General features: G+C 58.8%; 22 protein-coding genes. 14 read left to right on the top strand and 8 right to left on the bottom strand.

Annotated features, from left to right (window positions below):
* Positions 1-83 precede the first annotated feature (83 nt).
* Complete coding sequence (locus ABWL39_RS14330) at positions 84-701, bottom strand: TetR/AcrR family transcriptional regulator (protein WP_367792457.1); 618 nt, start codon at positions 699-701, stop codon at positions 84-86.
* A 194-nt stretch (positions 702-895) separates the two neighbouring features.
* On the opposite strand from ABWL39_RS14330, the gene ABWL39_RS14325 reads away from it, so the two are divergent.
* From ABWL39_RS14325 to ABWL39_RS14300, 6 genes are all read left to right on the top strand, one after another.
* Entirely contained in the window at positions 896-1,753 is an 858-nt protein-coding gene (locus ABWL39_RS14325) for an SDR family NAD(P)-dependent oxidoreductase (protein WP_367792454.1), read from the top strand.
* An 11-nt stretch (positions 1,754-1,764) separates the two neighbouring features.
* Positions 1,765-2,598 carry a metal-dependent hydrolase gene (locus ABWL39_RS14320; protein WP_367792451.1) on the top strand — a complete coding sequence of 278 codons (834 nt, stop codon included), beginning with the start codon at positions 1,765-1,767 and terminating at the stop codon, positions 2,596-2,598.
* On the top strand, positions 2,595-3,458 hold the full coding sequence (locus tag ABWL39_RS14315; protein WP_367792447.1) for a DUF1571 domain-containing protein: 864 nt from the start codon (positions 2,595-2,597) through the stop codon (positions 3,456-3,458). Before ABWL39_RS14320 ends, ABWL39_RS14315 begins: the two co-directional genes overlap by 4 nt.
* Before the next feature lie 119 nt (positions 3,459-3,577).
* Positions 3,578-4,375: an indole-3-glycerol phosphate synthase TrpC gene (gene trpC / locus ABWL39_RS14310; RefSeq protein WP_367792444.1), complete on the top strand. Its 798-nt coding sequence runs from the start codon at positions 3,578-3,580 to the stop codon at positions 4,373-4,375.
* A gap of 223 nt (positions 4,376-4,598) precedes the next feature.
* Positions 4,599-5,711, top strand: coding sequence for a porin (locus ABWL39_RS14305; protein ID WP_367792441.1), 1,113 nt, complete (start codon positions 4,599-4,601; stop codon positions 5,709-5,711).
* A gap of 291 nt (positions 5,712-6,002) precedes the next feature.
* Positions 6,003-7,511: a porin gene (locus ABWL39_RS14300; RefSeq protein ID WP_367792438.1), complete on the top strand. Its 1,509-nt coding sequence runs from the start codon at positions 6,003-6,005 to the stop codon at positions 7,509-7,511.
* A 158-nt stretch (positions 7,512-7,669) separates the two neighbouring features.
* Here the strand turns inward: ABWL39_RS14300 and ABWL39_RS14295 are convergent, their stop codons facing one another.
* Positions 7,670-8,038: an Mth938-like domain-containing protein gene (locus ABWL39_RS14295; protein WP_367792435.1), complete on the bottom strand. Its 369-nt coding sequence runs from the start codon at positions 8,036-8,038 to the stop codon at positions 7,670-7,672.
* A gap of 271 nt (positions 8,039-8,309) precedes the next feature.
* Between ABWL39_RS14295 and ABWL39_RS14290 the strand changes: the two genes are divergently transcribed.
* The 4 genes from ABWL39_RS14290 to thrC are packed head-to-tail and all read left to right on the top strand — an operon-like array spanning position 8,310 to position 12,726.
* Positions 8,310-9,536, top strand: coding sequence for a pyridoxal phosphate-dependent aminotransferase (locus ABWL39_RS14290; protein ID WP_367792432.1), 1,227 nt, complete (start codon positions 8,310-8,312; stop codon positions 9,534-9,536).
* Positions 9,537-9,542: 6 nt separating this feature from the next.
* A complete protein-coding gene (locus ABWL39_RS14285; RefSeq protein WP_367792429.1) occupies positions 9,543-9,980 on the top strand; it encodes a GNAT family N-acetyltransferase in 438 nt (145 codons plus the stop codon).
* Between the two features lie 13 nt (positions 9,981-9,993).
* Positions 9,994-11,307 (top strand): homoserine dehydrogenase, encoded by a 1,314-nt coding sequence (locus ABWL39_RS14280; protein WP_367792426.1) that lies wholly within the window; start codon positions 9,994-9,996, stop codon positions 11,305-11,307.
* 12 nt (positions 11,308-11,319) lie between these two features.
* Complete coding sequence (gene thrC, locus ABWL39_RS14275; protein WP_367792423.1) at positions 11,320-12,726, top strand: threonine synthase; 1,407 nt, start codon at positions 11,320-11,322, stop codon at positions 12,724-12,726.
* A gap of 60 nt (positions 12,727-12,786) precedes the next feature.
* Here the strand turns inward: thrC and moaA are convergent, their stop codons facing one another.
* The 4 genes from moaA to ABWL39_RS14255 form a co-directional block, all read right to left on the bottom strand.
* The gene (moaA, locus tag ABWL39_RS14270; RefSeq protein WP_367792420.1) at positions 12,787-13,767 is read right to left on the bottom strand and encodes a GTP 3',8-cyclase MoaA; all 981 of its coding nucleotides are present in this window, start codon (positions 13,765-13,767) and stop codon (positions 12,787-12,789) included.
* Between the two features lie 50 nt (positions 13,768-13,817).
* On the bottom strand, positions 13,818-14,294 hold the full coding sequence (gene rraA, locus ABWL39_RS14265) for a ribonuclease E activity regulator RraA (protein WP_367792417.1): 477 nt from the start codon (positions 14,292-14,294) through the stop codon (positions 13,818-13,820).
* An 88-nt stretch (positions 14,295-14,382) separates the two neighbouring features.
* Entirely contained in the window at positions 14,383-14,832 is a 450-nt protein-coding gene (locus tag ABWL39_RS14260; protein ID WP_367792414.1) for a type II secretion system protein, read from the bottom strand.
* 146 nt (positions 14,833-14,978) lie between these two features.
* A complete protein-coding gene (locus tag ABWL39_RS14255; protein WP_367792411.1) occupies positions 14,979-16,829 on the bottom strand; it encodes a phosphoenolpyruvate carboxykinase (GTP) in 1,851 nt (616 codons plus the stop codon).
* 287 nt (positions 16,830-17,116) lie between these two features.
* On the opposite strand from ABWL39_RS14255, the gene ABWL39_RS14250 reads away from it, so the two are divergent.
* Positions 17,117-17,803, top strand: a complete 687-nt coding sequence (locus ABWL39_RS14250) for a DUF599 domain-containing protein (RefSeq protein WP_367792408.1) — start codon at positions 17,117-17,119, stop codon at positions 17,801-17,803.
* A gap of 80 nt (positions 17,804-17,883) precedes the next feature.
* Here ABWL39_RS14250 and ABWL39_RS14245 read toward each other — a convergent pair whose 3' ends face one another.
* The gene (locus tag ABWL39_RS14245) at positions 17,884-18,087 is read right to left on the bottom strand and encodes a cold-shock protein (protein ID WP_367792406.1); all 204 of its coding nucleotides are present in this window, start codon (positions 18,085-18,087) and stop codon (positions 17,884-17,886) included.
* A gap of 209 nt (positions 18,088-18,296) precedes the next feature.
* Positions 18,297-20,156, bottom strand: coding sequence for a hypothetical protein (locus tag ABWL39_RS14240; protein WP_367792404.1), 1,860 nt, complete (start codon positions 20,154-20,156; stop codon positions 18,297-18,299).
* A gap of 164 nt (positions 20,157-20,320) precedes the next feature.
* Between ABWL39_RS14240 and ABWL39_RS14235 the strand changes: the two genes are divergently transcribed.
* From ABWL39_RS14235 to recX, 3 genes are all read left to right on the top strand, one after another.
* Positions 20,321-20,674, top strand: coding sequence for a hypothetical protein (locus tag ABWL39_RS14235; protein WP_367792402.1), 354 nt, complete (start codon positions 20,321-20,323; stop codon positions 20,672-20,674).
* Between the two features lie 277 nt (positions 20,675-20,951).
* Positions 20,952-21,998 (top strand): recombinase RecA, encoded by a 1,047-nt coding sequence (gene recA, locus ABWL39_RS14230; RefSeq protein WP_367792400.1) that lies wholly within the window; start codon positions 20,952-20,954, stop codon positions 21,996-21,998.
* Positions 21,982-22,446 (top strand): recombination regulator RecX, encoded by a 465-nt coding sequence (gene recX, locus ABWL39_RS14225; protein ID WP_367792398.1) that lies wholly within the window; start codon positions 21,982-21,984, stop codon positions 22,444-22,446. Before recA ends, recX begins: the two co-directional genes overlap by 17 nt.
* Positions 22,447-22,509 lie beyond the last annotated feature (63 nt).

The following is a 22,509-nucleotide window of genomic DNA, read 5'->3' as shown; positions in this document are numbered from 1 at the left end:
TTTCTGGAAAGCGGGCAGCGTTATCTGCCTGCATGGCCACACGGCTCGTGCGGGTACCCGAGGCGCGTGGCCAGCGCCGAGGCTCAGGCGCTGATGCCGGCGACGAGATAGGCCATGAACGCCGGCATCATCTCCTCCAGCGAGCCGGTACGCATGTCGCCGAGCGGTGTGACGGCCATCAGGTCAAGCGCGGCCAGGCCGTTGAGTACGCTGATCCACCCCATGCCGATGTGCAGCCTCAGCTGGGCGCGCCGTTTGTGCGGCAACGCGCGCAGCAACAGCGCTTCCACCTGTTGCCAGGAAACCTGCCCACGTTCGGCCATCTGCCGCTGGATTTCCGGAATCGGCGTGATGTGCAGCTGCAGGAAGAACTTGGTCGCCACGTTGCCCACTTCCGGGTCGAAATGCAGCAGCCACAATGGGCGGAAGAAGGCATCGAGGCAGTCCTCCACGGTGGGCGGGGTGTGCCGCGCCGACAGCCGTTCGAGCGCATCGCCGCGATACTGGACGATGCGCTGCATCAGGTCGTCAACCAGGGCCGACAGCAGCCCGAGCTTGCTGTCGAAGTGGTAGTGCACCGCCCCGGAGTTGCGGGCGCCGGCGGCCTGGTTGATCGAGCGTAGCGAGACGGCATGGATGCCGTTCTCGGCGAACAGTTTGAGCGCGGCCAGCAACAGCTGCTGGCGAGTTGGTGAGGGCAATGCGTGGTCCCGCTGGAAAAGCCTGTGGTATGAATATGTTAACAAGTAAATCAGTTGATTTAAACAAAGAATTAGGTAATATACTCTAAAAATCGCAGGGTGGGCGCCAGACCCTCCCAACACATCAGAGAGAAGGAGAACCGCATGGCTTGCAGTCTGCAATGCGCCGCATTGCTGCGGCAGGGGAGGCGCGTATGAAAGCGCTTGTCGGCAAGGTTGCCGTCATCACCGGCGCGGCATCGGGAATCGGCGAAGCGCTCGCCCGTCTCTGCGCCAAGGAAGGTATGCGGCTTGCGCTGTGCGACATCCATCAGGACAAGCTGCAGGCCGTGGCCGACAGCTTGCGCGGGCATGGCGCGCAAGTGTTGACCGCGGTGGTCGACGTGGCCGACCCGCTGGCGGTGGAGACATTTGCGTTTGACGTGGCCAAGGCCTACGGCGGCTGCGACCTGATGATCAACAATGCCGGTGTGGCATTGACCGACACCGTGCTGCATGGGGCGCTCGATGACATGCACTGGCTCATGAACATCAATTTCTGGGGCGTCGTGCATGGCTGCCGCTCCTTTCTGCCTTATCTGCAGCGAGCCGACGAGGCGGCGCTGGTCAACGTGTCCAGCATTTTCGCCATGCTCTCGGTGCCGACACAGTCGATCTACAACGCTTCGAAAGCGGCGGTTCGCGCGTTCTCGGATGCGTTGCGCGAGGAGCTGGCCGACACGGCAGTCACGCTGACTTGCGTCCACCCCGGCGGCATCAAGACCGATATCGCGCGTCATGCACGGGTTGGCGATTGCTCGCTGGTGGCGCAGGACCGTGGCGATATGGTGGCCGATTTCGACCGGCTGGCGCGTACTTCGCCGCAAGCCGCGGCCGCCGCCATCCTGAATGCGGTCAAGCGCAAACAGACGCGCGTGCTGATCGGGCCGGATGCCGCGCTGATCGACGGCCTGTATCGGCTGTGCCCGGCCAGCGTCGCCAGTCTCGGTGCGCGTTTCACCCAGTTCCGGCTCAAGCGCCGCAGGGCCGCCAAACCCGTCAATGCCGTGTGAGGAGGCTCGCCATGGATCTCGCCGATCTGCAGATCGAGCCACGCCCCTTGCGGCTCGAATGGCCGGCTGGCCTGCCGACCTACTGGAATCGAGGCCAGCCTTACCGCACCCATTTTCTCAACGGCTTGTCGCTGATGTTTCCTCACGGCGAACAGGCCTTCATCGACTCGGTTCGCGAATTCCGTGACCAGAACGACGATCCGAAACTCGACGCCGACATTCGCGGCTTCATCGGGCAGGAAGGCTGGCATCGTTACGAGCATGCCGCCTATAACGCGCACCTGGAGCGCAGCGGTTATCCCACCAAGAAGCTGGAGGATCGCATCCTGCGCATCATCCAGTTCAATCGGCGCCACACCCGGCCCAAGGACCATCTGGCGCTGACTGTGTGCCTGGAGCACTACACCGCGATCATGGCCGAGGCGATACTGAGCCACCCGCAATGGCTGGCGGACATGCACCCGCATTTCCGCCGCATCTGGATCTGGCACGCGGTGGAGGAACTGGAGCACAAGGCGGTGGCCTTCGATCTCTATCAAAAGATCGGTGGCGGCTACCGGCGCCGGGTGATCACCATGCTGCTGGTCAGCCTGATGTTCCCCTTCGATATGCAATGGAATGCCTGGTCGTTGATCCGCAAGGATGGCAAGCTATGGTCGCCCAGGGTGTGGCAGGAGGGATTCAACTTCATGTTTGGCCGCGACCCCGGCCTCGTGTGGAAGATTCTGCCCGCCTGGCGGCAATTCTTCCGCCGTGATTTTTACCCGTGGCAACATGATTCGCGCGAGCTGATTGCCCAAGGCAAGTCCTGGCTCGCCGCGCTCGATAACAAGGAATATGCATGAAACTATCATCCTGGTACGGCCGGGTGCTCGGTCTGGCCCTGGCCGCTACCGCCCTGCTGGTGCAGGCGGAAGATCCCAATGCGATTCGCCGCAATCTGGCGTCACTGAGCAACGACGCGCAGGCCGACTGGCTGGACAAGGCCTATCACGACGCCACGCTTACCCACATGAGCGGCCCTGAGCTTGATGCGGTGCTCGCCAGCACGCGCTGGGAAGCCTGGCTGTCGATGCTCAGGCGCAACGACCGTGCCGCACCCGAGTACGAGACGCTGATGTTGCGTCAGGAGCGCATGGGCAAGACGCTGCCCAGCGAGCCCGAGCGCATGCTGGTGCGTTACCGCCATTCGCCCCGTGCCGTCTACGCGCGCTGGCTCGATGGCGGCCCGCGTTCGGGCCAGGAGGTGATCTACGACGAGAAGGTCGATGCGGGCTCCATGCTTGCGCACCTCGGCGGTCTGCTGGGCGCGGTGTCCACACGCAACGCCATCGACGGCATGATCGCTCGCGCCCAGTCCAGGCATACGGTTCGCCATCTCGGCTTCGCCTTCATCCTCGACGAGTTCCAGAAGGACTATGACCTGCTCAAGGCCAATGGCAAGCCGACCGATCCGGTCGAACGCAAGGTGGTGGGCGAGGGGGCCAAACGCATGATCGAGTTCCGCTTCGTCACGCCGGGACAGCCGACCTACTATGCCAGCGACTCCCGGCTCACCGTCGATCTGGCGCAACCACTGATCCGCGTCACCGAGAGCCGCGACGCCAAGGGCGAGGTGTTTGAGCGCATCGTGTTTGAACGCATCGAGCACAAGAAGCTCGCCGCCAACACCTTCAGCCCCGAGAACCCCGAATATCGGTTCTGACTGCCATGCCACGGCGCGGCGGACCCGCAAAAGCAGGCGCTTGTCGGCGGGATGGGTTGAGGCAAGGGGAGGCGACCCTCTACAATGGTCGTCTTGCGCTCAACCCCGATATTCCCGCCATGTCCGACATCCTGCAAAAAATCCTTTCCGTCAAAGCCGAAGAAGTCGCGGCAGCCAAGGCCGTCAAACCCCTGGCCCTTGTTCGTCGCGAAGCCGAGGCCCAAACGCCAGCCCGCGATTTCGTCGGCGCGATCCGCGCCAAGCATGCAGCCGGCCAGGCTGCCGTCATTGCCGAGGTCAAGAAGGCCAGCCCCAGCAAGGGCGTGATCCGCGAGCACTTCGTCCCGGCCGAGATCGCCCGCAGCTATGCCGAACATGGCGCGGCCTGCCTGTCGGTGCTGACCGATGCGCCGTTCTTTCAGGGGGCGCCGGCCTACCTGCAGGCAGCCCGTACGGCGTGCGCCTTGCCGGTGTTGCGCAAGGATTTCATGGTCGATGCCTACCAGATCTATGAAGCCCGGGCGATGGGGGCAGACTGTATCCTGCTGATCGCCGCCGCGCTCGATCTGGCAACCATGCAGGCCTTCGAGCAGGTGGCGATGGAGCTGGGGCTGGCCGTGCTGGTCGAAGTGCATAATGGGGAGGAGCTGGATGCTGCACTGCAACTTAAAACGCCGCTGATTGGCATCAACAATCGTAATCTGCGCACCTTTGAGGTGTCGCTCGATACCACGCTCGATCTGCTTGAGCGCATCCCCGCCGACCGCATCGTCGTGACGGAAAGCGGCATTCTCGGGCGTGCCGATGTCGAGCGCATGCAATCCGCCCAGGTGAATACCTTCCTTGTCGGCGAGGCCTTCATGCGGGCCGAGCAACCAGGGGTGGAGCTGGCCCGATTGTTCTTTGCGCATGACTGAATATTAGGCTCGGCGCGGATTTCATCGTTCTGTAATACCGCTATACGACAATGGCGCCGCAGTTTGTTGCGTAATTGCAACGTTTCGAATCGCTGATGGCAAGGAAGGTCCTGACTATCCTTGCGCCTGTTTTTACTGCTTTGGCAGAATGCCTGTAGCTTTCGCACAGGGAGTTGGCGCGGCACCGCCGTAGCCGAAAATCTATATCTCAAGGAGCGTTTGAATGAACAAGAAACTGATCGCATTGGCTGTAGCAGCCGCAGTTGCTGCACCTGCAGCAATGGCCGATACCAGCGTGACGCTGTACGGCCAAGTGAAGGCCGGCGTTGAGTCCGTCAAGGTTCAAGACGGTGTTTCCAAGACTCGCGTTTCGGACGAAACCTCGAAGATTGGCTTCAAGGGTGAAGAAGATCTGGGTTCTGGCCTGAAGGCGATCTGGCAAGTTGAAAGCCGCGTCCGTCCGGATGACGGCGGCACTAGCGCTGACACTAACGCTTTTGCATCGCGCAACAGCTTTGTTGGTATGGCCGGCGGTTTCGGTGCAGTGAAGCTGGGCCGTTATGACTCGCCTTACAAGAGCCTGACTCCTAGCGGGCTGAACGCTGCATTCGACGGTATCGGCGACCAGGGTTCCGGTGGCTACGACCCGACCACTGCAGGCAAGGGTAGTGGCGTATTCGGCCAGCTCGACAAGCGTTTGAAGAACGTTGTTCTGTACGAATCGCCTGTCGTCGTTGGCTTCCAGGCCAAGGCTATGTATGGCACTGCCGAAAACAAGGCAGCAAATACCGCTGTAGCGCCGGCTGACAATTCGGTAAGCAATACTGATGTTTATGCCGTATCCGCTCTGTATAGCCAGCCGATGTTCGATGTGGGTTTTGCTTACGAGCAGGACAAGAATGGTTCGAACACTGATGCCGCGACCAACAAGGCTGTAAACGGTGGCAAGATCGAAGGCTACAAGGGCTTCGCTGCACTGAAGCTGGCTGGCCTGTACCTCGGCGCTGGCTACGAACAAATCAAGGCCAACGACAAGTACGCCACCAAGGGCAAGCAGAAGGGCTGGCTGCTGTCGGCTTCCTACACCCTCGGCGCAATCGTTCCGTTCGCTCAGTACGGCAAGGTGGGTGATGCAGGCGACAACAGCGACACCGGTTCGAAGCAGTACACCGTTGGTGTGAAGTATGACCTGTCCAAGCGTACCTATGCGCGTGCTCTGTACACCAAGCTGGACAACGAAGCCAATGCGATCCGCGACCTGTCCGTCAACGCCGTTGGCACGGTCAAGGGCAAGGACGTTTCCGGCTTCAATGTCGGCATCGGCCACAGCTTCTAATTCACGATCTTCCCGATTTATCGGGTGATTGATGAGAAAACAGGCGCCTTCGGGCGCCTGTTTTTTTGTGCCGTAAGCAGGCGCTGATCGGCTACAAACAAACCTGCGCCTGAGTGCCTTGCAGGCCAGTCGTTGCACAATCGCAACACCTCAAAGCGAATATCGCCAAATTAGAATAAAAGCACTTGTCACCATGAGGGGGCATAGGCAGAATCGGGGCAAACCCTAATAACGGTCCAACAAGAGCGCCGACACGAGTTGTTCGGCGCAAGTATTGAGAGGGAGTGTGCAATGCAAATCAATCGTACGGCCTTGGCGGTCATGGCCGCACTGGCAGCACCGGTAGCGCTGGCGGATAGCGTGACGGTATATGGTCACCTGGGGATGGGCGTCGAGCATGTCGAAGCCAAAGGTGCGACACAATACGCTGCGACGTCGCCTTACAGCACGACGGCCAACTTGCTGCTGTCCAACGGCCAAAAAGACATCGACGGCCGCGTGCGCGTAACCGATTCGCTGTCCTACCTTGGCTTCAAGGGCCAGGAAGACCTGGGCGGTGGCCTATCGGCTGTTTACCAGATCGAGACGGCAATCAAGCCCGATGATGGCTGCGGCTACGTCGGTTGTGCGCCTAGCGATGTGTCCAAGCCGGCATCGGGCAGCGCTACATTTGCCACCCGCCAGTCGTTTGTTGGTCTGCGCTCCTCCAGCTGGGGTACCTTGCAGGCTGGCCGCCTGGACATGTACTTCGACAAGCACGTACCGAACGAACTGCACCTGCTGCGTTCGGGCAATACGTCGACCGCCTTGGCGGTACTCGGCTATGAATACAACTCTGGCGCCGCATCGTCGGGTTATCTGCCGAACCTTGCTGCAATCCCCGGTGTGGGGCAGTCGCCTTTGGCTTCGCTGTCCAAGTTCGCCGTGCCGTTCTACAACGTCGGTACCCGTGCAAGCAATGTCATTCAGTACAAGTCCCCCGTCATCAAGGGCTTCTCGGCTCTGGTTGCGGCGACCGCGCCGGAATCCAAAGGCAACTGGTACAACGACATGAGCTGCAGTCCGGCGACCAATCCGAATCCGTGCAACGGTTTTGCGCCGATCGCAGGCGGCCTGAATGCACTGACCGCTCCAGTGATTGGCACGACGCCTGGCCGTCAGACCAACCCGCAATCGACCGAAGTGACCCTGGCCTACTTCCCTGGCTGGATGTACGCGAGCCTCGCGTACATGCAGGTGCGCGATCCGGTTCCGCTGGTCGCGGGGGGCATTATCGACAAGGCGTATGGCATCAAGGCTTCGCTTGGCTATCAGGTCATTCAGCCGCTGCGTCTGGGCTTGGTCTATGAGCGTCAGGTCAACAAATTCAACGGCCAGTTCGCCGACAATATTGCCATGCTGAGCAAGGCGCAGGCACTGGTGACCGGTGACCCCACCGCGGTACAGACCGTGGGTGACGCCAGCCGCGATACCTGGGTGTTTGCTGCCAGCTACAAGTTCAACGATGCCATCGATGCCTTTGCCACCTTCGGCCAGGCAAATGACGTGAAGCAGTGGACCGGCCAGAAGGATGGCGAGTCGGGCGCACGCTACTACCAGGTGACCGGTATGTACTCATTCTCCAAGCGCACCAACATCTACGCGACTTACGCTCGTGTCGAGAACGAGGCGAACGCAGCTTACAACTTCTTCATCAATGGCGCGGTCAACGACCAGTCTGCTCGCCAGGCTCCGTTTGCCGCTACGCCGCGCGGTGCTGACCCGACCTCCTACCAGATCGGTATCAGCCACAGCTTCTAAGAAAAACAAGAAGCAAGAAGAAGCAATAACAAGAGTACCGGTCGGTTTCACCAGACCGGTAACTACAAAGGCCACTACCTCGGTAGTGGCCTTTTTGTTTGCTGCACTGGAATTGGCAGATTATGTCTGGCGGTGATCGTGACGATGCCAGTCGCGGGTCAGCGATGCAGGATTGCCGCAACCACGCGTCGTCCCTCACTCATCAGGATGTTGAAGGTACGGCATGCGGCGTTGGTGTCCATGACCTCGACACCGATCTGGCGTGCAGTCAGCGCCTTGTACAACCTGGGGTGAGGAAACTGCAGGGTAGGGCCGGTACCCAATAGCACCACTTCCGGGTTGGCGGCCAGGATCTGGTCGAAATCGGTGTCGGCAAGGGCGTCGACATTTTCCACTGGCCATGCGGTTATGGAATCGATCGTCACCAGCACGCTGCCGTCGTGGCGGGTCTTGTTGATCTCGACGTAGCCATCACCATAGCCCGTAAACTGATTGGCGCCCGCATTGGAAGCAAGATGCAATTTCATGTTCTCAAATAACCGTTAGTTAATTTGCGATGCTCTATTGAGTCAGGTAGGATTATAGCCCTTTACCCGAGCAAGAATTCGCTGGGTTTTCACCTGATTGCAATGGATGATTGCGTGATTACAACCTTGTTTCCGTCCGTTCTGGCGACTGCCGCGATGATTCGCCGTCGCAGTGCGACTGATATGGCCCGGTAGGGCATACAGACCTCACCCCGGACGGTCGCATGCCCGACAGCATGCAAATCCCACGAACAAGGCAAGGTAAGTGAACATGCAACCGATTTCCAAATCCAACAAGCTGCTCAACGTCTGTTACGACATCCGCGGTCCCGTCCTCGAAAAAGCCAAGCAGATGGAGGAAGAGGGCCATCGCATCATCAAGCTCAACATCGGCAATCCGCAGCCATTCGGCTTCAATGCGCCGGATGAGATCATTCAGGACGTCATCCACAATCTGCCCGATGCATCCGGATACTGCGATTCCAAAGGGCTGTTCGCCGCGCGCAAGGCGGTGATGCATTACACCCAGCAGAAACGGGTGACTGGGGTGACCATCGACGATATCTACATCGGCAACGGGGTGTCGGAGCTGATCGTGATGTCCATGCAGGCCTTGTTGAACAATGGCGACGAGGTGTTGGTGCCGGCGCCGGATTATCCATTGTGGACCGCCGCCGTGAGCCTTGCCGGCGGGACGGCGCGCCACTATATCTGTGACGAAGGCGCTGGCTGGCTGCCCGATATCAACGATATTCGCAACAAGATCACGCCGAACACCCGTGCGATCGTCGTGATCAACCCGAACAACCCTACCGGTGCGGTGTACCCGGACGAGGTGCTGAAGGAAATCCTGGAGCTTGCGCGCCAGCATCAGCTGATCGTCTATGCTGACGAGATCTACGACAAGGTCTTGTTTGATGGCCTGACCCATACCTCGATCGCGTCGCTCGCCGAGGACGTGCTTTGCATCACGTTTGGCGGCCTGTCGAAGAATTACCGCGCCTGCGGCTATCGTGCCGGGTGGATGGTCGTTTCCGGCGAGAAGAAGCATGCCCGGGACTATATCGAGGGCCTTAATATGCTGGCCTCGATGCGACTGTGTGCCAACGTGCCGGCGCAATATGCAATCCAGACCGCCCTGGGCGGATACCAGAGCATCGATGATCTGGTTGCGCCGACGGGCCGGCTGTGCCGTCAGCGTGACTTGGCATGGAAGCTGCTTACCGACATCCCCGGGGTGACCTGCGTCAAGCCGCAAGGGGCGCTGTACCTGTTCCCCAAACTCGACCCCAAGCTTTACCCGATTGCGGACGATCAGCAGTTCATCCTGGAGTTGCTTCTCGAAGAGAAGGTGCTGCTGGTACAGGGCTCTGGCTTCAACTGGCCGACACCGGATCATTTCCGCGTGGTGTTCCTGCCGAATACCGACGACCTGCAGGAAGCCATCGGCCGTATCGCGCACTTCCTTGAACACTATCGAAAACGTCACGCGGTCTGATTTGGCATGCACATCCTCGCCCTTACCAATGCTTCCAGGGAACTGACTGAGCCCGAATGGCTCAAGCGGGCAGAGGGGGTGCATCGACAGTTGCGCCAGCAGCTGCCATCGGATTACCAGGCGGCCATGCAAGCCATCTTTGCCGATGGCGGCGAGATGGTCGTGGCCATCGACGATGATGCCGTCGTTGGGCTTGCCGTCTACCGGGCATTCCGCAACACTTTTTCCGGCCTGCGTTTCTATGTCGACGACCTGGTTTCCGACAAGGTTCGGCGCTCACGAGGCGTTGGACAGGCGTTGATCGAGTGGCTCGAACACGAGGCGAGGCAGCGTGGCGCAGCCTCGCTCGAGCTGGAATCCGGCACCCAGCGGACGCAGGCGCACAAGTTTTATTTCCGCGAAGGCTTCGTCATCAATTCGTTTTCGTTTCGCAAACCCATCTGACCAGATACTTCTTATGAAACCGATCAAAGTAGGCCTGTTAGGCATCGGCACTGTCGGCGGCGGCACCGCCACCGTTCTCAAACGCAATGCACAAGAAATCAGCCGGCGGGCTGGGCGTGAGATTCAACTCGCCATGGTCGCCGATCTCAACGTCGACCGTGCCCGCCAGATCGCGGGCGAGGGCGTGACGGTTACCGCCGACGGTAACGAGGTCGTCAATCACCCCGACATCGATATCGTGGTCGAGCTGATTGGCGGCACCGGGATTGCCAAGCAGCTGGTGCTCAAGGCGATCGAAAACGGCAAGCATGTGGTGACGGCAAACAAGAAGCTGCTTGCCGAATATGGCAACGAGATCTTCGCCAAGGCGCAGGATAAGGGCGTGATCGTGGCCTTCGAGGCGGCCGTCGCAGGCGGCATCCCGATTATCAAGGCGCTGCGCGAAGGCCTGACGGCCAACCGCATCGAGTGGATCGCCGGTATCATCAATGGCACCTCGAATTTTATCCTGACCGAGATGCGTGAAAAGGGTTCGGACTTTGCCGACGTGCTCAAGGAAGCACAGCGCCTGGGTTATGCCGAGGCTGATCCGACATTCGACATCGAGGGCCATGATGCGGCTCACAAGCTGACGCTGATGTCTGCCATCGCTTTCGGTATCCCGGTTCAATTCGACAAGGCGTATCTGGAAGGCATTTCCAGGCTGACCAGCGCTGATATCACATACGCAGAAGAGCTCGGCTACCGCATCAAGCTGCTTGGCATCACCAAGCGCAAGGCCAGCGGCATCGAGCTGCGCGTGCATCCGACCCTGATCCCGGAAAAGCGGCTGATCGCCAATGTGAACGGCGTCATGAATGCCGTGCTGGCCAAGGGCGATGCGGTCGGGCAGACCATGTACTACGGCGCTGGTGCCGGTGCCGAGCCGACTGCCTCTGCTGTTGTAGCCGATCTGGTCGACATTACACGCCTGCATACGGCCGACCCCGAGCACCGAGTGCCGCATCTTGCCTTCCAGCCGAACCAGCTGTCCGACCTGCCCATTCTGCCAATCGACGAGATCGAAACCTGCTACTACCTGCGCCTCAGCGCGGAAGACAAGCCGGGCGTGCTGGCCGACGTTACCCGCATCCTGGCCGACGCCGATATTTCGATCGACGCGATGATGCAGAAGGAGCCGGCCGAAGGGCAAACACTGGTGGATGTGATCATCCTCACGCACCTGGCCGTAGAGAAGGATGTGAATGCAGCCATTGCCGGCATTGAAGCGTTGCCGACCATCAATGGCAAGGTCACCCGCATCCGCCTCGAAACCCTGGACAAGTAAGGGCCCGGCACAATGCGCTATATCAGTACCCGTGGCGGCATGGCGCCACAAAGTTTCAGCGATATCCTGCTCGGGGGCTTGGCGCCCGACGGCGGTTTGGTCGTGCCGGAACAGTATCCGCAGATCGACGAGGCCACCCTGGCCCGCTGGCGCGCATTGAGTTATCCCGAGCTGGCGTTCGAGATCGTCAGCTTGTTTGCAACGGATATTTCTGCTGCAGACCTCAAGGCCATCGTCGACAAGACCTATACCAAGGAAATCTTCGGTTCAGACGACATCACGCCACTCAAGACGCTCGAACCGGGCTTGCACATTCTTGAGTTGTCCAACGGGCCGACGCTGGCGTTCAAGGACGTTGCCATGCAGCTGTTGGGCAATCTGTTCGAGTACGTCTTGGAAAAGCGGGGTGAGCAGATCAATATCGTCGGTGCGACCAGTGGCGATACCGGCTCTGCTGCTGAATACGCGATGCGTGGCAAGCATCGGGTCAATGTGTTCATGCTGTCGCCGCACGGCAAGATGAGCCCGTTCCAGCGCGCCCAGATGTACAGCCTGCAGGATGCCAACATCTACAACATCGCCGTCAAAGGCATGTTCGATGACGCGCAGGACATGGTGAAGGCGGTCAATAACGATGCCGCGTTCAAAGCACGTTACAAGATCGGTGCCGTCAATTCCATCAACTGGGGGCGCATCGTCGCCCAGGTGGTGTACTACTTCAAAGCTTACTTCGCGGTAAGCGAGAAGAATGGCGACGCGGTCAGCTTCGTGGTGCCGTCAGGTAATTTTGGCAACGTCTGCGCTGGCCATATCGCACGCCAGATGGGCCTGCCGATCAAGCAGCTGATCGTGGCGACCAACGAGAATGACGTGCTTGACGAGTTTTTCCGTACCGGTGTCTACAAGGTGCGTGGCGAGGCTCAGGCAACGTCGAGTCCGTCGATGGATATTTCCAAGGCCTCTAATCTCGAACGCTTTGTCTTCGACCTGGTCGGGCGGGATAGCGGACGTCTGGCCGAGCTATGGCACCAAGTCGATCAGGCCGGTGGTTTCGACCTGTCGGGCGCGCAGTGCTTTGGTGACGTGGGTGGCAAATATGGCTTCGCTTCGGGGCGTAGTAGCCACGCAGATCGACTGACGACGATTCGCCAGGCAAAAGCTGCGTACGGCGTCACCATCGACCCTCACACGGCAGATGGCATGAAGGTCGCGCTGGAAGTGCGTGACGACAGTGCCCCAGTGGTCGTGCTGGAAACTGCACTGCCCGCCAAATTTGAAGACACCATCGTCGAAGCGCTTGGTGAGAAGCCGGTACGGCCAGCATTTGCCGACGAGCTTGAGCGTCTGCCTCAGCGGGTCGAGGAAATGGATGCTGACGTGACCCAGTTGAAGCGGTTCATCGCAGACCATATCGCGTGAACTGCTTGATTGCGTAAAAAAGGCCAACCTGCGGGTTGGCCTTTTTTACGCATGGTGAGGTCAGCCACCGGTCATCGACATGAACCGTACAATTTTCTTGGGTTGCTCGGTAAATTCATGGCGTTCCGGCTTGAGTTCAATCGCTTCCCTGATTGCCGCTTCCAGCTCCGCGTCGGTGGCTCCGCCGCGCAGCAGTGGCCGGAATTCGAAGCGTTCTTCCTGACCCAGGCACATATAGAGTGTGCCATCGACCGATAGCCGTACCCGGTTGCAGGTGGCGCAGAAGTGTTGGGAGATCGGGGTGATGAAACCAATATTGAGGCGGCCGTCGCCACTTCTCAGATAACGTGCCGGGCCAGCTCCCAAGGGGAGGGTCTGATCCACCAGGCCATATTCGTGTTTCAGGCGATCAGCCACCGGCTGCAGATCGAGATACTCAGCGTTGCGTCCGGTTTCGCCCATCGGCATGGCCTCGATCAGCCGCAGAATGAAACCGTGCTCGCGACAGAAGTCGACCATACGGTTGATCTCATGATCGTTGCGCCCTTTCAGGGCCACCATATTGATCTTGATTGGGGAGAATCCAGCTCGCTTGCCTGCGAGCAGCCCCTCCATCACACGCTCGAAGCTGTCCTTGCCGGCGATGCTGGAAAAGCACTCGCGGCTGAGCGAATCCAGGCTGACATTGAGTCGCCTGACCCCTGCAGCTTTCAACTCGTCGGCGTGGCGGGCCAGTTGCGTGGCATTGGTGGAAAGAGAGAGATCATCGACGCCGGGCAGCGCGGTGAGCCTGGCGGCGAGTTGCGGCAGGTTTTTGCGCAGCAGCGGCTCGCCACCGGTCAAACGGATTCTCGATACGCCCAAACGGGAAAAGACCCCGATCAGGCGCTCGATTTCATCGAAGGTGAGCCAGTGAGACGGCTCCTCGAAGTCTTTGAAGCCTTCGGGGATACAATAGGTACAGCGCAGATCACAGCGGTCTGTTACCGAAAGACGCAAGTAATCGATGCGCCTGCTGAAGCGATCGATCAGTGCTGGCATGCTGTTACCTCGACTAGAACTGGGTATGCCTTGGATTCTAATGAAATTGCTTACAATAGTGCATCCGCAGAAAGCACTATGCCGTCCTCGTCCACGTAGACGAATTCACCTGGACGGAACGTCACGCCGGCGAGGGTTACCGGCACGTTACGGTAGCCCGCTCCCTGCTTGATACTTTTCAGCGGATGAGTGTTCAGCGCGCGAACGCCGATATCCATGCCGTTGATCGCGGCGGAATCACGGATGCAGCCATAGACGACCACACCTGCCCAGCCATTCTTTACCGCCGAGGCCGCGATGATGTCGCCGACAAGGGCGCAGCGCAAGGAACCACCCCCGTCAACGACAAGCACTTTGCCATGGCCTAGCTCGGCCAAGGCATCCTTTACCAGCACGTTGTCCTCGAATACCTTGACGGTCGCAATTTCGCCATGGAATTGCACCTTGCCGCCATAGCGCTGGAACATTGGTGTTGCGACCTGCAGGTTCGCGTGTTCGTCGGTCAGATCCGCTGTCTGGAATGTCATATGTTTCTCCCGAATGCAAGACGTTGATTGTCTCGGAAATTTAACATGTTGCGCCGCACCAGGCGAGCATCTGCAAGCGTCTCGGCTGCTATTTACTCCCGCTTTTTGCTGCCGCAAGCGAGTACACGTCGAAGACATCATCTCCGGGAGCGGGATTATCCGCCGGGCTGTTCGAGCTGCGTGTACCCCAGGTCTTGTCGGATGAGGCGCTCATGTCCTTGGACATGGGGTCTCGTGGCATTTCACGCATGAAGTAGATTTTCTTGCCGGGGTTCTTCAGGTCGTCAACACCGCTGACCAATTCCTTCAAGGAGCGGGGATAGCCGGATTCACTCGGCAGCTTGGCAATCCGCCCATCGTCGCTGGCCTTCTTGTAGGCGTCGATGCCTTTGCGGATATCCTCGATCGCAGTTTTCTGGGCGTTCTGCTGGCCGCTCTGGTACTTTTTCCAGTAGATCGGTGTTGCCATCAGGGCCAGGATGGCAATGATCGCCATGACTACCAGTAGTTCAATCAGCGTAAAACCGCGAGTTTTCATAGTTAAGGCTCCGCTCGGATTGGCTCTATTTTATCGGCAGTCATGCTTGTCGGGCTCGCCGTATGCCAGTCAAATTCGACCGTGTGGAGGCCCAATAAAAAGGCCCGCAGCGGAGCCACGGGCCTTTTTATTGCTGAGGGTGAGCCTTAGACGTTCAGTGCAAGCTTTAGCAACTCACGTTTCAGGACGAGCTGCTGGGGCAGGCGTTCCTTCAGCTTTTCGAACAATTCGCCATGTTCGTCGAGTTCCTGCTGCCACAGCTTGGCGTCAATCGACGTAACCTTCTCGAAATCGGCTTCCGTGAAGCTGTCGAGCCCGTTCCAGTCGATATCCTGATAGGTCGGCATCCAGCCCAGTGCCGTCTGGCGTGCGGAAGCTTGGCCTTGGCAGCGGTTGACGATCCATTGCAGCACTCGCATATTGTCGCCGAAGCCTGGCCAGATGAACTGGCCTTTCTCATCGACGCGGAACCAGTTGACGCAGAAAATTTGCGGCTTCTGTTCGACGATGTGCCCCATTTGCAACCAGTGGTTGAAATAATCGCCCATGTGATAGCCGCAGAATGGCAGCATGGCGAACGGGTCACGACGGGTCTCACCCTGCTTACCCATGGCTGCCGCCGTGGTTTCCGAGCCCATGGTAGCGGCCATGTAGACGCCGTAGTTCCAGTTGAAGGCTTCGACAACCAGCGGCACGGCATGCGAACGACGGCCACCGAAGATGAAGGCGGAGATCGGTACCCCGGCAGGATTTTCCCAGTCTTCGTCAATCGACGGGCATTGCGACGCCGGTGCGGTGAAGCGCGCATTCGGGTGGGCTGCCTTGCGGCCAGTCTCCTTGGCGACATCGGGCGTCCAGTCCTTGCCCTGCCAGTCGACCAGGTGTGCTGGCGCCTCCTTGCTCATACCTTCCCACCATACATCGCCATCGTCGGTCAGTGCGACGTTGGTGAAGATGCAGTTTTCCTTGAGGGTGGCCATGGCGTTCGGATTGGTCTTTTCCGATGTGCCTGGCGCGACGCCGAAGTAGCCTGCCTCCGGGTTGATCGCATACAGACGGCCATCCTTGCCCGGCTTGATCCATGCGATGTCGTCGCCGATGGTGGTGACCTTCCAGCCGTTGAATGCCTTGGGGGGGATCAACATGGCGAAGTTGGTCTTGCCGCAGGCAGACGGGAAGGCTGCCGCGACATAGGTCTTTTCACCCTTCGGTGATTCGACGCCGAGAATCAGCATGTGCTCGGCCAGCCAGCCTTGATCACGCCCCATGGTCGACGCGATGCGGAGGGCGAAGCACTTCTTGCCAAGCAGGGCATTGCCGCCGTAGCCCGAGCCATAAGACCAGATCTCACGGGTTTCGGGGAAGTGGACGATGTACTTGGTTTCCTTGTTGCAAGGCCAGACGACATCTTGCTCGCCCTTGGCAAGCGGAGCGCCAACCGTGTGCATGCAAGGCACAAACTCGCCATTTTCACCAAGCACGTCATAAACGCCCTTGCCCATGCGGGTCATGGTGCGCATGCTGACGGCGACATAAGCGCTATCACTGATTTCGACGCCGATGTGTGCAATGGGGCTACCGAGCGGGCCCATCGAGAACGGCACGATATACATCGTGCGGCCATGCATGCAGCCCTTGAACAGGCCGTTGAGCGTGGCACGCATCTCCGCAGGCTCGACCCAGTTGTTGTTGGGGCCGGCGTCGACTTTCTCGTTGGAGCAGATGAAGGTGCGATCTTCGACGCGAGCAACGTCGGACGGATCGGAACGGGCGAGGAAGCTGTTAGGACGGAGGGCAGGGTTGAGCTTGATAAGGGTGCCGCTGTCTACCATTTTGGCACAGAGGCTGTCGTACTCCTCTTGCGAGCCGTCGCACCAGTAGACCGCTTCCGGTTCACACAGCGCAACCATCTCTGTTACCCATTCAAGCAACCGCTTGTTCTTGACGTAAGCCGGCGGATTAATGATACCCGCACCGGCCGAAGTCGATGACAGCATATTTGATCTCCTGAAAAAACAAAATGGCGGATGCGCTCCGCCTCGATACTTACCTCAACCACCGTCTTTTTTGACTGGCTCTGCCCGGTTCAGGCTGGCCGCGGCTTGGTTGTAAAATAGGAAGCTTGTATGCTGTGAGCCACGATGTGGCAATCACTCACTGCTGCGCACTCTGTACAAAATTCGCGATGCCGACGACGATTTCTGCCCATGCCCATCAGTAATAACCCGAATTCTACACCTTTAGGTGCTGAATCGTCGCGTCAAATCATCCACTTGTAATAAACATGATGTCCTTACTTCCGCTCGATTGGCTGGCTTTTCTGTGGTTCGTGGCCTGTTGGGTCGGGTACGGGTACTACGCCGATGCCTTGCGGGCAGGCGGGCGCAGCCTGACTCATGTCATTCATGTCTACCGTCTTGCGTGGATGCGGCGCATGCTGCTACGTGACAACCGGGTAACCGACGCCGCGCTGGTCGGCAACCTGGTGAGCAGCGTGTCCTTCTTTGCCACCACGTCGATGTACATCATTGCCGGCATTCTGGCGCTGATCGGGACATCCGAGCACGTGATCTCTTTTATTTCCGAATTGCCGATAGCCCCGCACAATGCGTCTTCCAAGGCTGGCTGGGATTTCAAGTTGCTGCTGATGCTGGTGATATTCATCTACGCCTATTTCAAGTTCACCTGGTCATTGCGTCAGTTCAATCTCCTCTCCATCCTGATCGGCGGGGCGCCGATGCCTGAGGAAAAGGACGAGCACGATGGGTTTGCCCGCCGTGCCGCAGCGGTCAATACCTATGCCGGCGACGAATTCAATCGCGGCATACGTGCCTATTATTTCGGCCTCGCCGGCGTTGCCTGGTTTATCCGCCCCGGCTTGTTTGCTGCCGCCACGGCGCTGATCGTATTCGTGCTGTATCGGCGCGATTTCCGCTCGGCCACGCTCGCGGCCATGCATGACGATGTCTGAACGGCCGGCCCGGCCGATTTATGCGCAAGCCAAATGAAAACAGGCCCATCTGGGCCTGTTTTCATGGTGCAATTCGACGCTCAGATCGGCTGAATGTTGCTGGCCTGCTTGCCCTTGGGGCCTGAGACGACATCGAAGCTCACCGTTTGTCCTTCTTTAAGGGTCTTGAAGCCCTGGGATTGGATCGCGGAGAAATGTGCGAACACATCCTCGCCGCCTTCCGCTGGCGTAATGAAGCCAAAACCCTTGGCATCGTTGAACCACTTGACCGTACCGTTTGCCATATTCCTCACCTTGTCTGTATCCAACTTCTTTGTTGATTGTTGAATTGCGGTGCCGAAAACAGACTGACCGTCTGGCTTTAGAGCCCGAATTCTAACGCAGCATTTAAGAGTAAAGGCGGCACAGAGTCAAGCGCTTGAGAGTTTTTGCCGAAGGCCCGGTTGGCGCGCCAGGTGCGCCTTCCTGAGGGGGTATGAAAAGCGGGGCCGGGTCAGTTCTTGTGCTTGGTTTTCCAGTTGGCGACCATGCGGTTCGCTTCTTGCAGATCGGCCTTACTCATCTGCTGTTCCAGTGTTACCAATTGTGATCGGGCTGCCCCGTTGCCGCCTTCGGCAGACAATTTCAGCCAGGTGAACGAGTTGACATTGCTTTGATCAAGCCCGCCACGGCCATGCATGTACATCAGCCCAAGATTGTACTGACCCAGGGCGCTGCCGGCCTCTGCCGCCTTGCGGTGCCAGCGTGCCGCCTCCTTGTCATCGCGGGCGACCCCTCTGCCAGTCATGTACATGAAGCCAAGGTAAGCCTGGGCATCCGGTTCGCCTTGTTCAGCCGCCTTGCGATACCACTTCACGGCTTGCTCGTTGTCCTGCGGCACACCTCTGCCGCTGCGGTAGGCCAGCCCCAGCTCGGTCTGAGACTTTGCGTCCCCGCCTTCCGCCCGTTTGCGCAGATCATTCTGAGGCTCGGCAGGGCTGGTTGCTACGGGGGCCGGTTGCGGTGTGCTGTCGACGGAAGGTGCGGGCACTTCCGTTGGACTGACGGGTGTATCCTGCTGCGCAGGTGGCGTGGCAGGCTCTTGCACTGCGACCGGCGCTGCCTTGGTGTTGCTTGCCGCATGAGCGGTAGGCCGCTCGACGGATGATTCGGGGTGGTCGAGTGTTGGCTGGGTGAACTCCGCCTTGGGTTCTGCCGGTTTGGACAAATACCACATCATCCCGGCAAAGCCGATGGCGAGTGCGGCCGCACCGGCAACCAGCGCCTGCAGCTGCTTGCGCTTGTGCGCCTTGGCGCGAGCCGCGTCGAGCGCGCCGGAAAGGTGGCTGGCTTTACCTGATGGGGCAAAGGTCTCGGGTGCGGCAACCGTGCCCATGACCTCAGAGGCCGGTACATAGGCGGACTCCGGCGTAGGCGACAGCGAGGCGACGGAGCCACTGGCAGGAAGGGCATCGACCAAGGCCGGCTGAGGGTCGAGTTCGAAGCTGCGAAGTTCACGCAACAAGGCGTCGAAGCTACCGTAGCCGCCTTGCCAAAGCGTCTTCTGCATGCGCTTGAGCACCTTGGGCAGCTTTTCCTGGTGTGATGCGTTGAAGTAGTCGATGCGATGCAGCGATATTTGTGAGAACCAGTAGCCCAGACTGAACATGTCGACGCGCCAGTCGAGGTGATTGGCCTGGACGCTCGACAGCAGAACCGTTTCGTACTGAGACTTGGCGCGCTCTGACAGCTCGAACCAGCCCAACTTGTCCGTCTCTTCAACTACCCGCAAATATTCCTGCCAATCCTTGCGGATGACATCCCTCATCGCGGGTGACAGATAATTAGCGTTGCGATGATCCGGGTCGATGAAGAGCGGCTTTTCGAGACGATGCTGCGCACTATGCGCGCTACCGAAGTCGATCAGCTTGATCGAGGTGTAATCAACGTGCCGGCTCGAATCGAGGTTGATACACAGAGCATCAGGCCGCAAGCCGCCATGGACCACGCCTTTTCGATGCAGTGCATCGGCGATTTCACATACGGCAACCATCAGTCGCAACAAATCGCTGGACCGCTGGAAGGGGTGGTCGAGCGCTTGTGTGGGCGTCGCAAGCCACTGGGACAGCGTGAATCCAGGTGCCTCCGTTACCAAAATCCGACGTTCAATATCGACCCCGATGAAGCGGGCGACGAAGGGGTGCTGATGATTGAATTCCTGTAAGATACGCGCCTCCTGGCAAAGCCAATAGGCCGCGCCGGGAAAGGCCGGAGACAATATCTTGCACCAGCGTTCCGTGTTCTTGGAACTGAGGAATTTTTCGATTTGAATAATCGGAGCCGGCGTTTGCGGATGTTCGCCAAGATTGGACATATCTGCAACTTAATAGGGTCAGGGTTGTCAGGACGGAACTACCGGATTCGACAGGCGGCAGTCATGCATGCGGCATGATTATGCCATAAAGACCGCTGCAACAAGGTTTGACGGGGCGCGCCCGCGACCGGCGGGATATGCCCGGATGTAGAGAAGGATAGACTGTGATCAATACAAGAGTGGCAATTTTTGCGTTTGTTGGAGCCATGCTGGCTCAACCGGCAACGGCTGCCGATGGCCCGCCGCCGCTTCCCGGTGATGCACCCGGCGCAATCGTGACGCCAGCACCCGAAAAGGCTGAACGTATTGAGCCTGCACGGCCAGCTAAGAAGGTGCAGGCAGCAGAAACCGCCAAGGTGAGCATGAAAGCCCGTAAGGGTAAGGCTGCTCACCCCCAGGGCAAGTCGACTCGATCGTCGTCTAAGCCGAGTGGCCATCCGGCGGCGAGCCAGCCAAAGGGCGGCAAAGCCGCGGCAGCCAAACCCAAGCCCACGCACAAGAAGCAAGCGAAGCGCTAGCCCCTTCTTTGCGGCCCACTACCAGTGGGCCGCCTGCTCGATTATTACCAACCCATTGATCGCGCGCTAGGGCGCCGCCTGGCCCCACGACTTGCCGACGGCTCGCGCCCTCTTCCTGGATTACTTGTGAGGTCGATCCTGCCTCCAGGCAACCATCACAACAAATTCTATTTGTGAATTCCGCTTGCTGTATTAATATTCAGGTATTGGCGCCGAGAAGGGTGCTCGGCTAATTGTGCGATAATCGATCGCTTATCTGGATCAAGGGACGATCTAAATGAATGAAAACAAAAGCAAAGCGCTGGCTGCCGCATTAGCGCAAATCGAGAAGCAGTTCGGCAAAGGCTCCATCATGAAGATGGGCGAGAACCAGATTGAAAACGGCCTGCAGGTTGTTTCCACTGGGTCGCTTGGACTTGATCTGGCGCTCGGGGTCGGCGGTTTGCCACGCGGGCGGATCGTCGAAATCTATGGCCCAGAGTCGAGCGGTAAGACCACGCTTTGCCTGCAAGTCGTTGCCGAGGTTCAAAAGCTCGGGGGTATCGCGGCCTATATCGATGCGGAAAATGCGCTGGATCCGGCCTATGCCACCAAGCTTGGTGTCAACGTGCCGGAAATGCTGATTTCCCAACCCGACACTGGTGAGCAGGCGCTTGAAATTGCAGACATGCTGGTTCGTTCCGGCGGTGTGGACATCATCGTTGTCGACTCGGTGGCCGCGCTGACGCCCAAGGCTGAAATCGAGGGCGAGATGGGCGACAGCCATGTCGGCTTGCAAGCACGCTTGATGTCCCAGGCCTTGCGCAAGCTGACCGGCAATATCAAGCGAACCAATACGCTGGTGATCTTCATCAACCAGATTCGCATGAAAATCGGCGTTATGTTCGGCAACCCTGAGACCACGACTGGCGGGAATGCGCTGAAATTCTACGCATCGGTCCGCCTGGATATTCGCCGCATCGGCGGGATCAAGAAGGGCGAAGAGGTCGTTGGCAACGAAACGCGCGTCAAGGTCGTCAAGAACAAGGTGTCCCCGCCGTTCAAAGAGGCGTTGTTCGACATTCTCTACGGTGAAGGGATTTCGCGGGAAGGAGAGATCATCGAGCTGGGTGTCCAGCACAAGATCGTCGAGAAGTCGGGTGCATGGTATTCCTACAATGGCCAGAAAATTGGCCAGGGCAAGGATAACTCGCGCGAATACCTGAAGGAAAACTCCGCGATTGCCCGTGAAATCGAGGCGAAGGTGCGTGACGCAGCGGGTATTAACGTGGCAGCCGCCAACTACCAGGAATCTGGCGATACCGAGGATGAGCCTGCCTTCTGATAGCCTGGCCAAAGCATTGCGGGAGCGTGCTTTGCGTCTGCTTGCCAGACGGGAGCACTCCCGACTCGAGCTTGAGCAGAAGCTGTTGGGTGTGAGTAACGACCGAGCGGCGGTGGGGGCATTACTCGACGAATTGACATCCAGTAACTGGCTGTCAGATGAGCGTTTTGCCGAGCAATTGATACGTAGTCGGGCCGGCAGGATGGGGAGCCGCCGCATTCAGCAGGAACTGAAACAAAAAGGTGCCCCGCCTGAGTTGATTTCCGAGGAATTAGCTGCAGTGGCATCGGGTGATTTCGACACGGCACATGCGCTGTGGCAGAAAAAATTTGGCCGAAAGGCCGTGGATGAAAAAGAGCGGGTCCGCCAAATCAGATTTTTGCTGTCCCGTGGGTTTGACTATGAGTTGATTCGCCGTGTGCTGAGAAGTGTGGGGGATTGCGATTGATTCGATGGCGATTTGTTTCGGTTTTAGCCTTTTTGTCCTGTGCTGAGGTAACATGCGCTGCTA

Origin of the sequence: Chitinivorax sp. PXF-14 (assembly GCF_040812015.1) — a bacterium.
Taxonomy (GTDB): Bacteria; Pseudomonadota; Gammaproteobacteria; order Burkholderiales; family SCOH01; genus JBFNXJ01.
Note: the sequence above shows the minus strand (reverse complement) of the source record. Positions and strands in the feature narration are given on the sequence as shown.

What these genes read in the sequence shown, in the direction of transcription:
- ABWL39_RS14255 (WP_367792411.1), bottom strand. Translation starts at nt 16,829, where the DNA reads ATGCTGTCATCGACTTCGGCCGGTGCGGGTATCATTAATCCGCCGGCT.
- recA (WP_367792400.1), top strand. Translation starts at nt 20,952, where the DNA reads ATGAATGAAAACAAAAGCAAAGCGCTGGCTGCCGCATTAGCGCAAATC.
- thrC (WP_367792423.1), top strand. Translation starts at nt 11,320, where the DNA reads ATGCGCTATATCAGTACCCGTGGCGGCATGGCGCCACAAAGTTTCAGC.
- ABWL39_RS14280 (WP_367792426.1), top strand. Translation starts at nt 9,994, where the DNA reads ATGAAACCGATCAAAGTAGGCCTGTTAGGCATCGGCACTGTCGGCGGC.
- ABWL39_RS14325 (WP_367792454.1), top strand. Translation starts at nt 896, where the DNA reads ATGAAAGCGCTTGTCGGCAAGGTTGCCGTCATCACCGGCGCGGCATCG.
- ABWL39_RS14250 (WP_367792408.1), top strand. Translation starts at nt 17,117, where the DNA reads ATGATGTCCTTACTTCCGCTCGATTGGCTGGCTTTTCTGTGGTTCGTG.
- ABWL39_RS14285 (WP_367792429.1), top strand. Translation starts at nt 9,543, where the DNA reads ATGCACATCCTCGCCCTTACCAATGCTTCCAGGGAACTGACTGAGCCC.
- ABWL39_RS14315 (WP_367792447.1), top strand. Translation starts at nt 2,595, where the DNA reads ATGAAACTATCATCCTGGTACGGCCGGGTGCTCGGTCTGGCCCTGGCC.
- rraA (WP_367792417.1), bottom strand. Translation starts at nt 14,294, where the DNA reads ATGACATTCCAGACAGCGGATCTGACCGACGAACACGCGAACCTGCAG.
- ABWL39_RS14240 (WP_367792404.1), bottom strand. Translation starts at nt 20,156, where the DNA reads ATGTCCAATCTTGGCGAACATCCGCAAACGCCGGCTCCGATTATTCAA.
- ABWL39_RS14290 (WP_367792432.1), top strand. Translation starts at nt 8,310, where the DNA reads ATGCAACCGATTTCCAAATCCAACAAGCTGCTCAACGTCTGTTACGAC.
- ABWL39_RS14295 (WP_367792435.1), bottom strand. Translation starts at nt 8,038, where the DNA reads ATGAAATTGCATCTTGCTTCCAATGCGGGCGCCAATCAGTTTACGGGC.
- recX (WP_367792398.1), top strand. Translation starts at nt 21,982, where the DNA reads ATGAGCCTGCCTTCTGATAGCCTGGCCAAAGCATTGCGGGAGCGTGCT.
- ABWL39_RS14320 (WP_367792451.1), top strand. Translation starts at nt 1,765, where the DNA reads ATGGATCTCGCCGATCTGCAGATCGAGCCACGCCCCTTGCGGCTCGAA.
- trpC (WP_367792444.1), top strand. Translation starts at nt 3,578, where the DNA reads ATGTCCGACATCCTGCAAAAAATCCTTTCCGTCAAAGCCGAAGAAGTC.
- ABWL39_RS14245 (WP_367792406.1), bottom strand. Translation starts at nt 18,087, where the DNA reads ATGGCAAACGGTACGGTCAAGTGGTTCAACGATGCCAAGGGTTTTGGC.
- ABWL39_RS14300 (WP_367792438.1), top strand. Translation starts at nt 6,003, where the DNA reads ATGCAAATCAATCGTACGGCCTTGGCGGTCATGGCCGCACTGGCAGCA.
- ABWL39_RS14260 (WP_367792414.1), bottom strand. Translation starts at nt 14,832, where the DNA reads ATGAAAACTCGCGGTTTTACGCTGATTGAACTACTGGTAGTCATGGCG.
- ABWL39_RS14305 (WP_367792441.1), top strand. Translation starts at nt 4,599, where the DNA reads ATGAACAAGAAACTGATCGCATTGGCTGTAGCAGCCGCAGTTGCTGCA.
- moaA (WP_367792420.1), bottom strand. Translation starts at nt 13,767, where the DNA reads ATGCCAGCACTGATCGATCGCTTCAGCAGGCGCATCGATTACTTGCGT.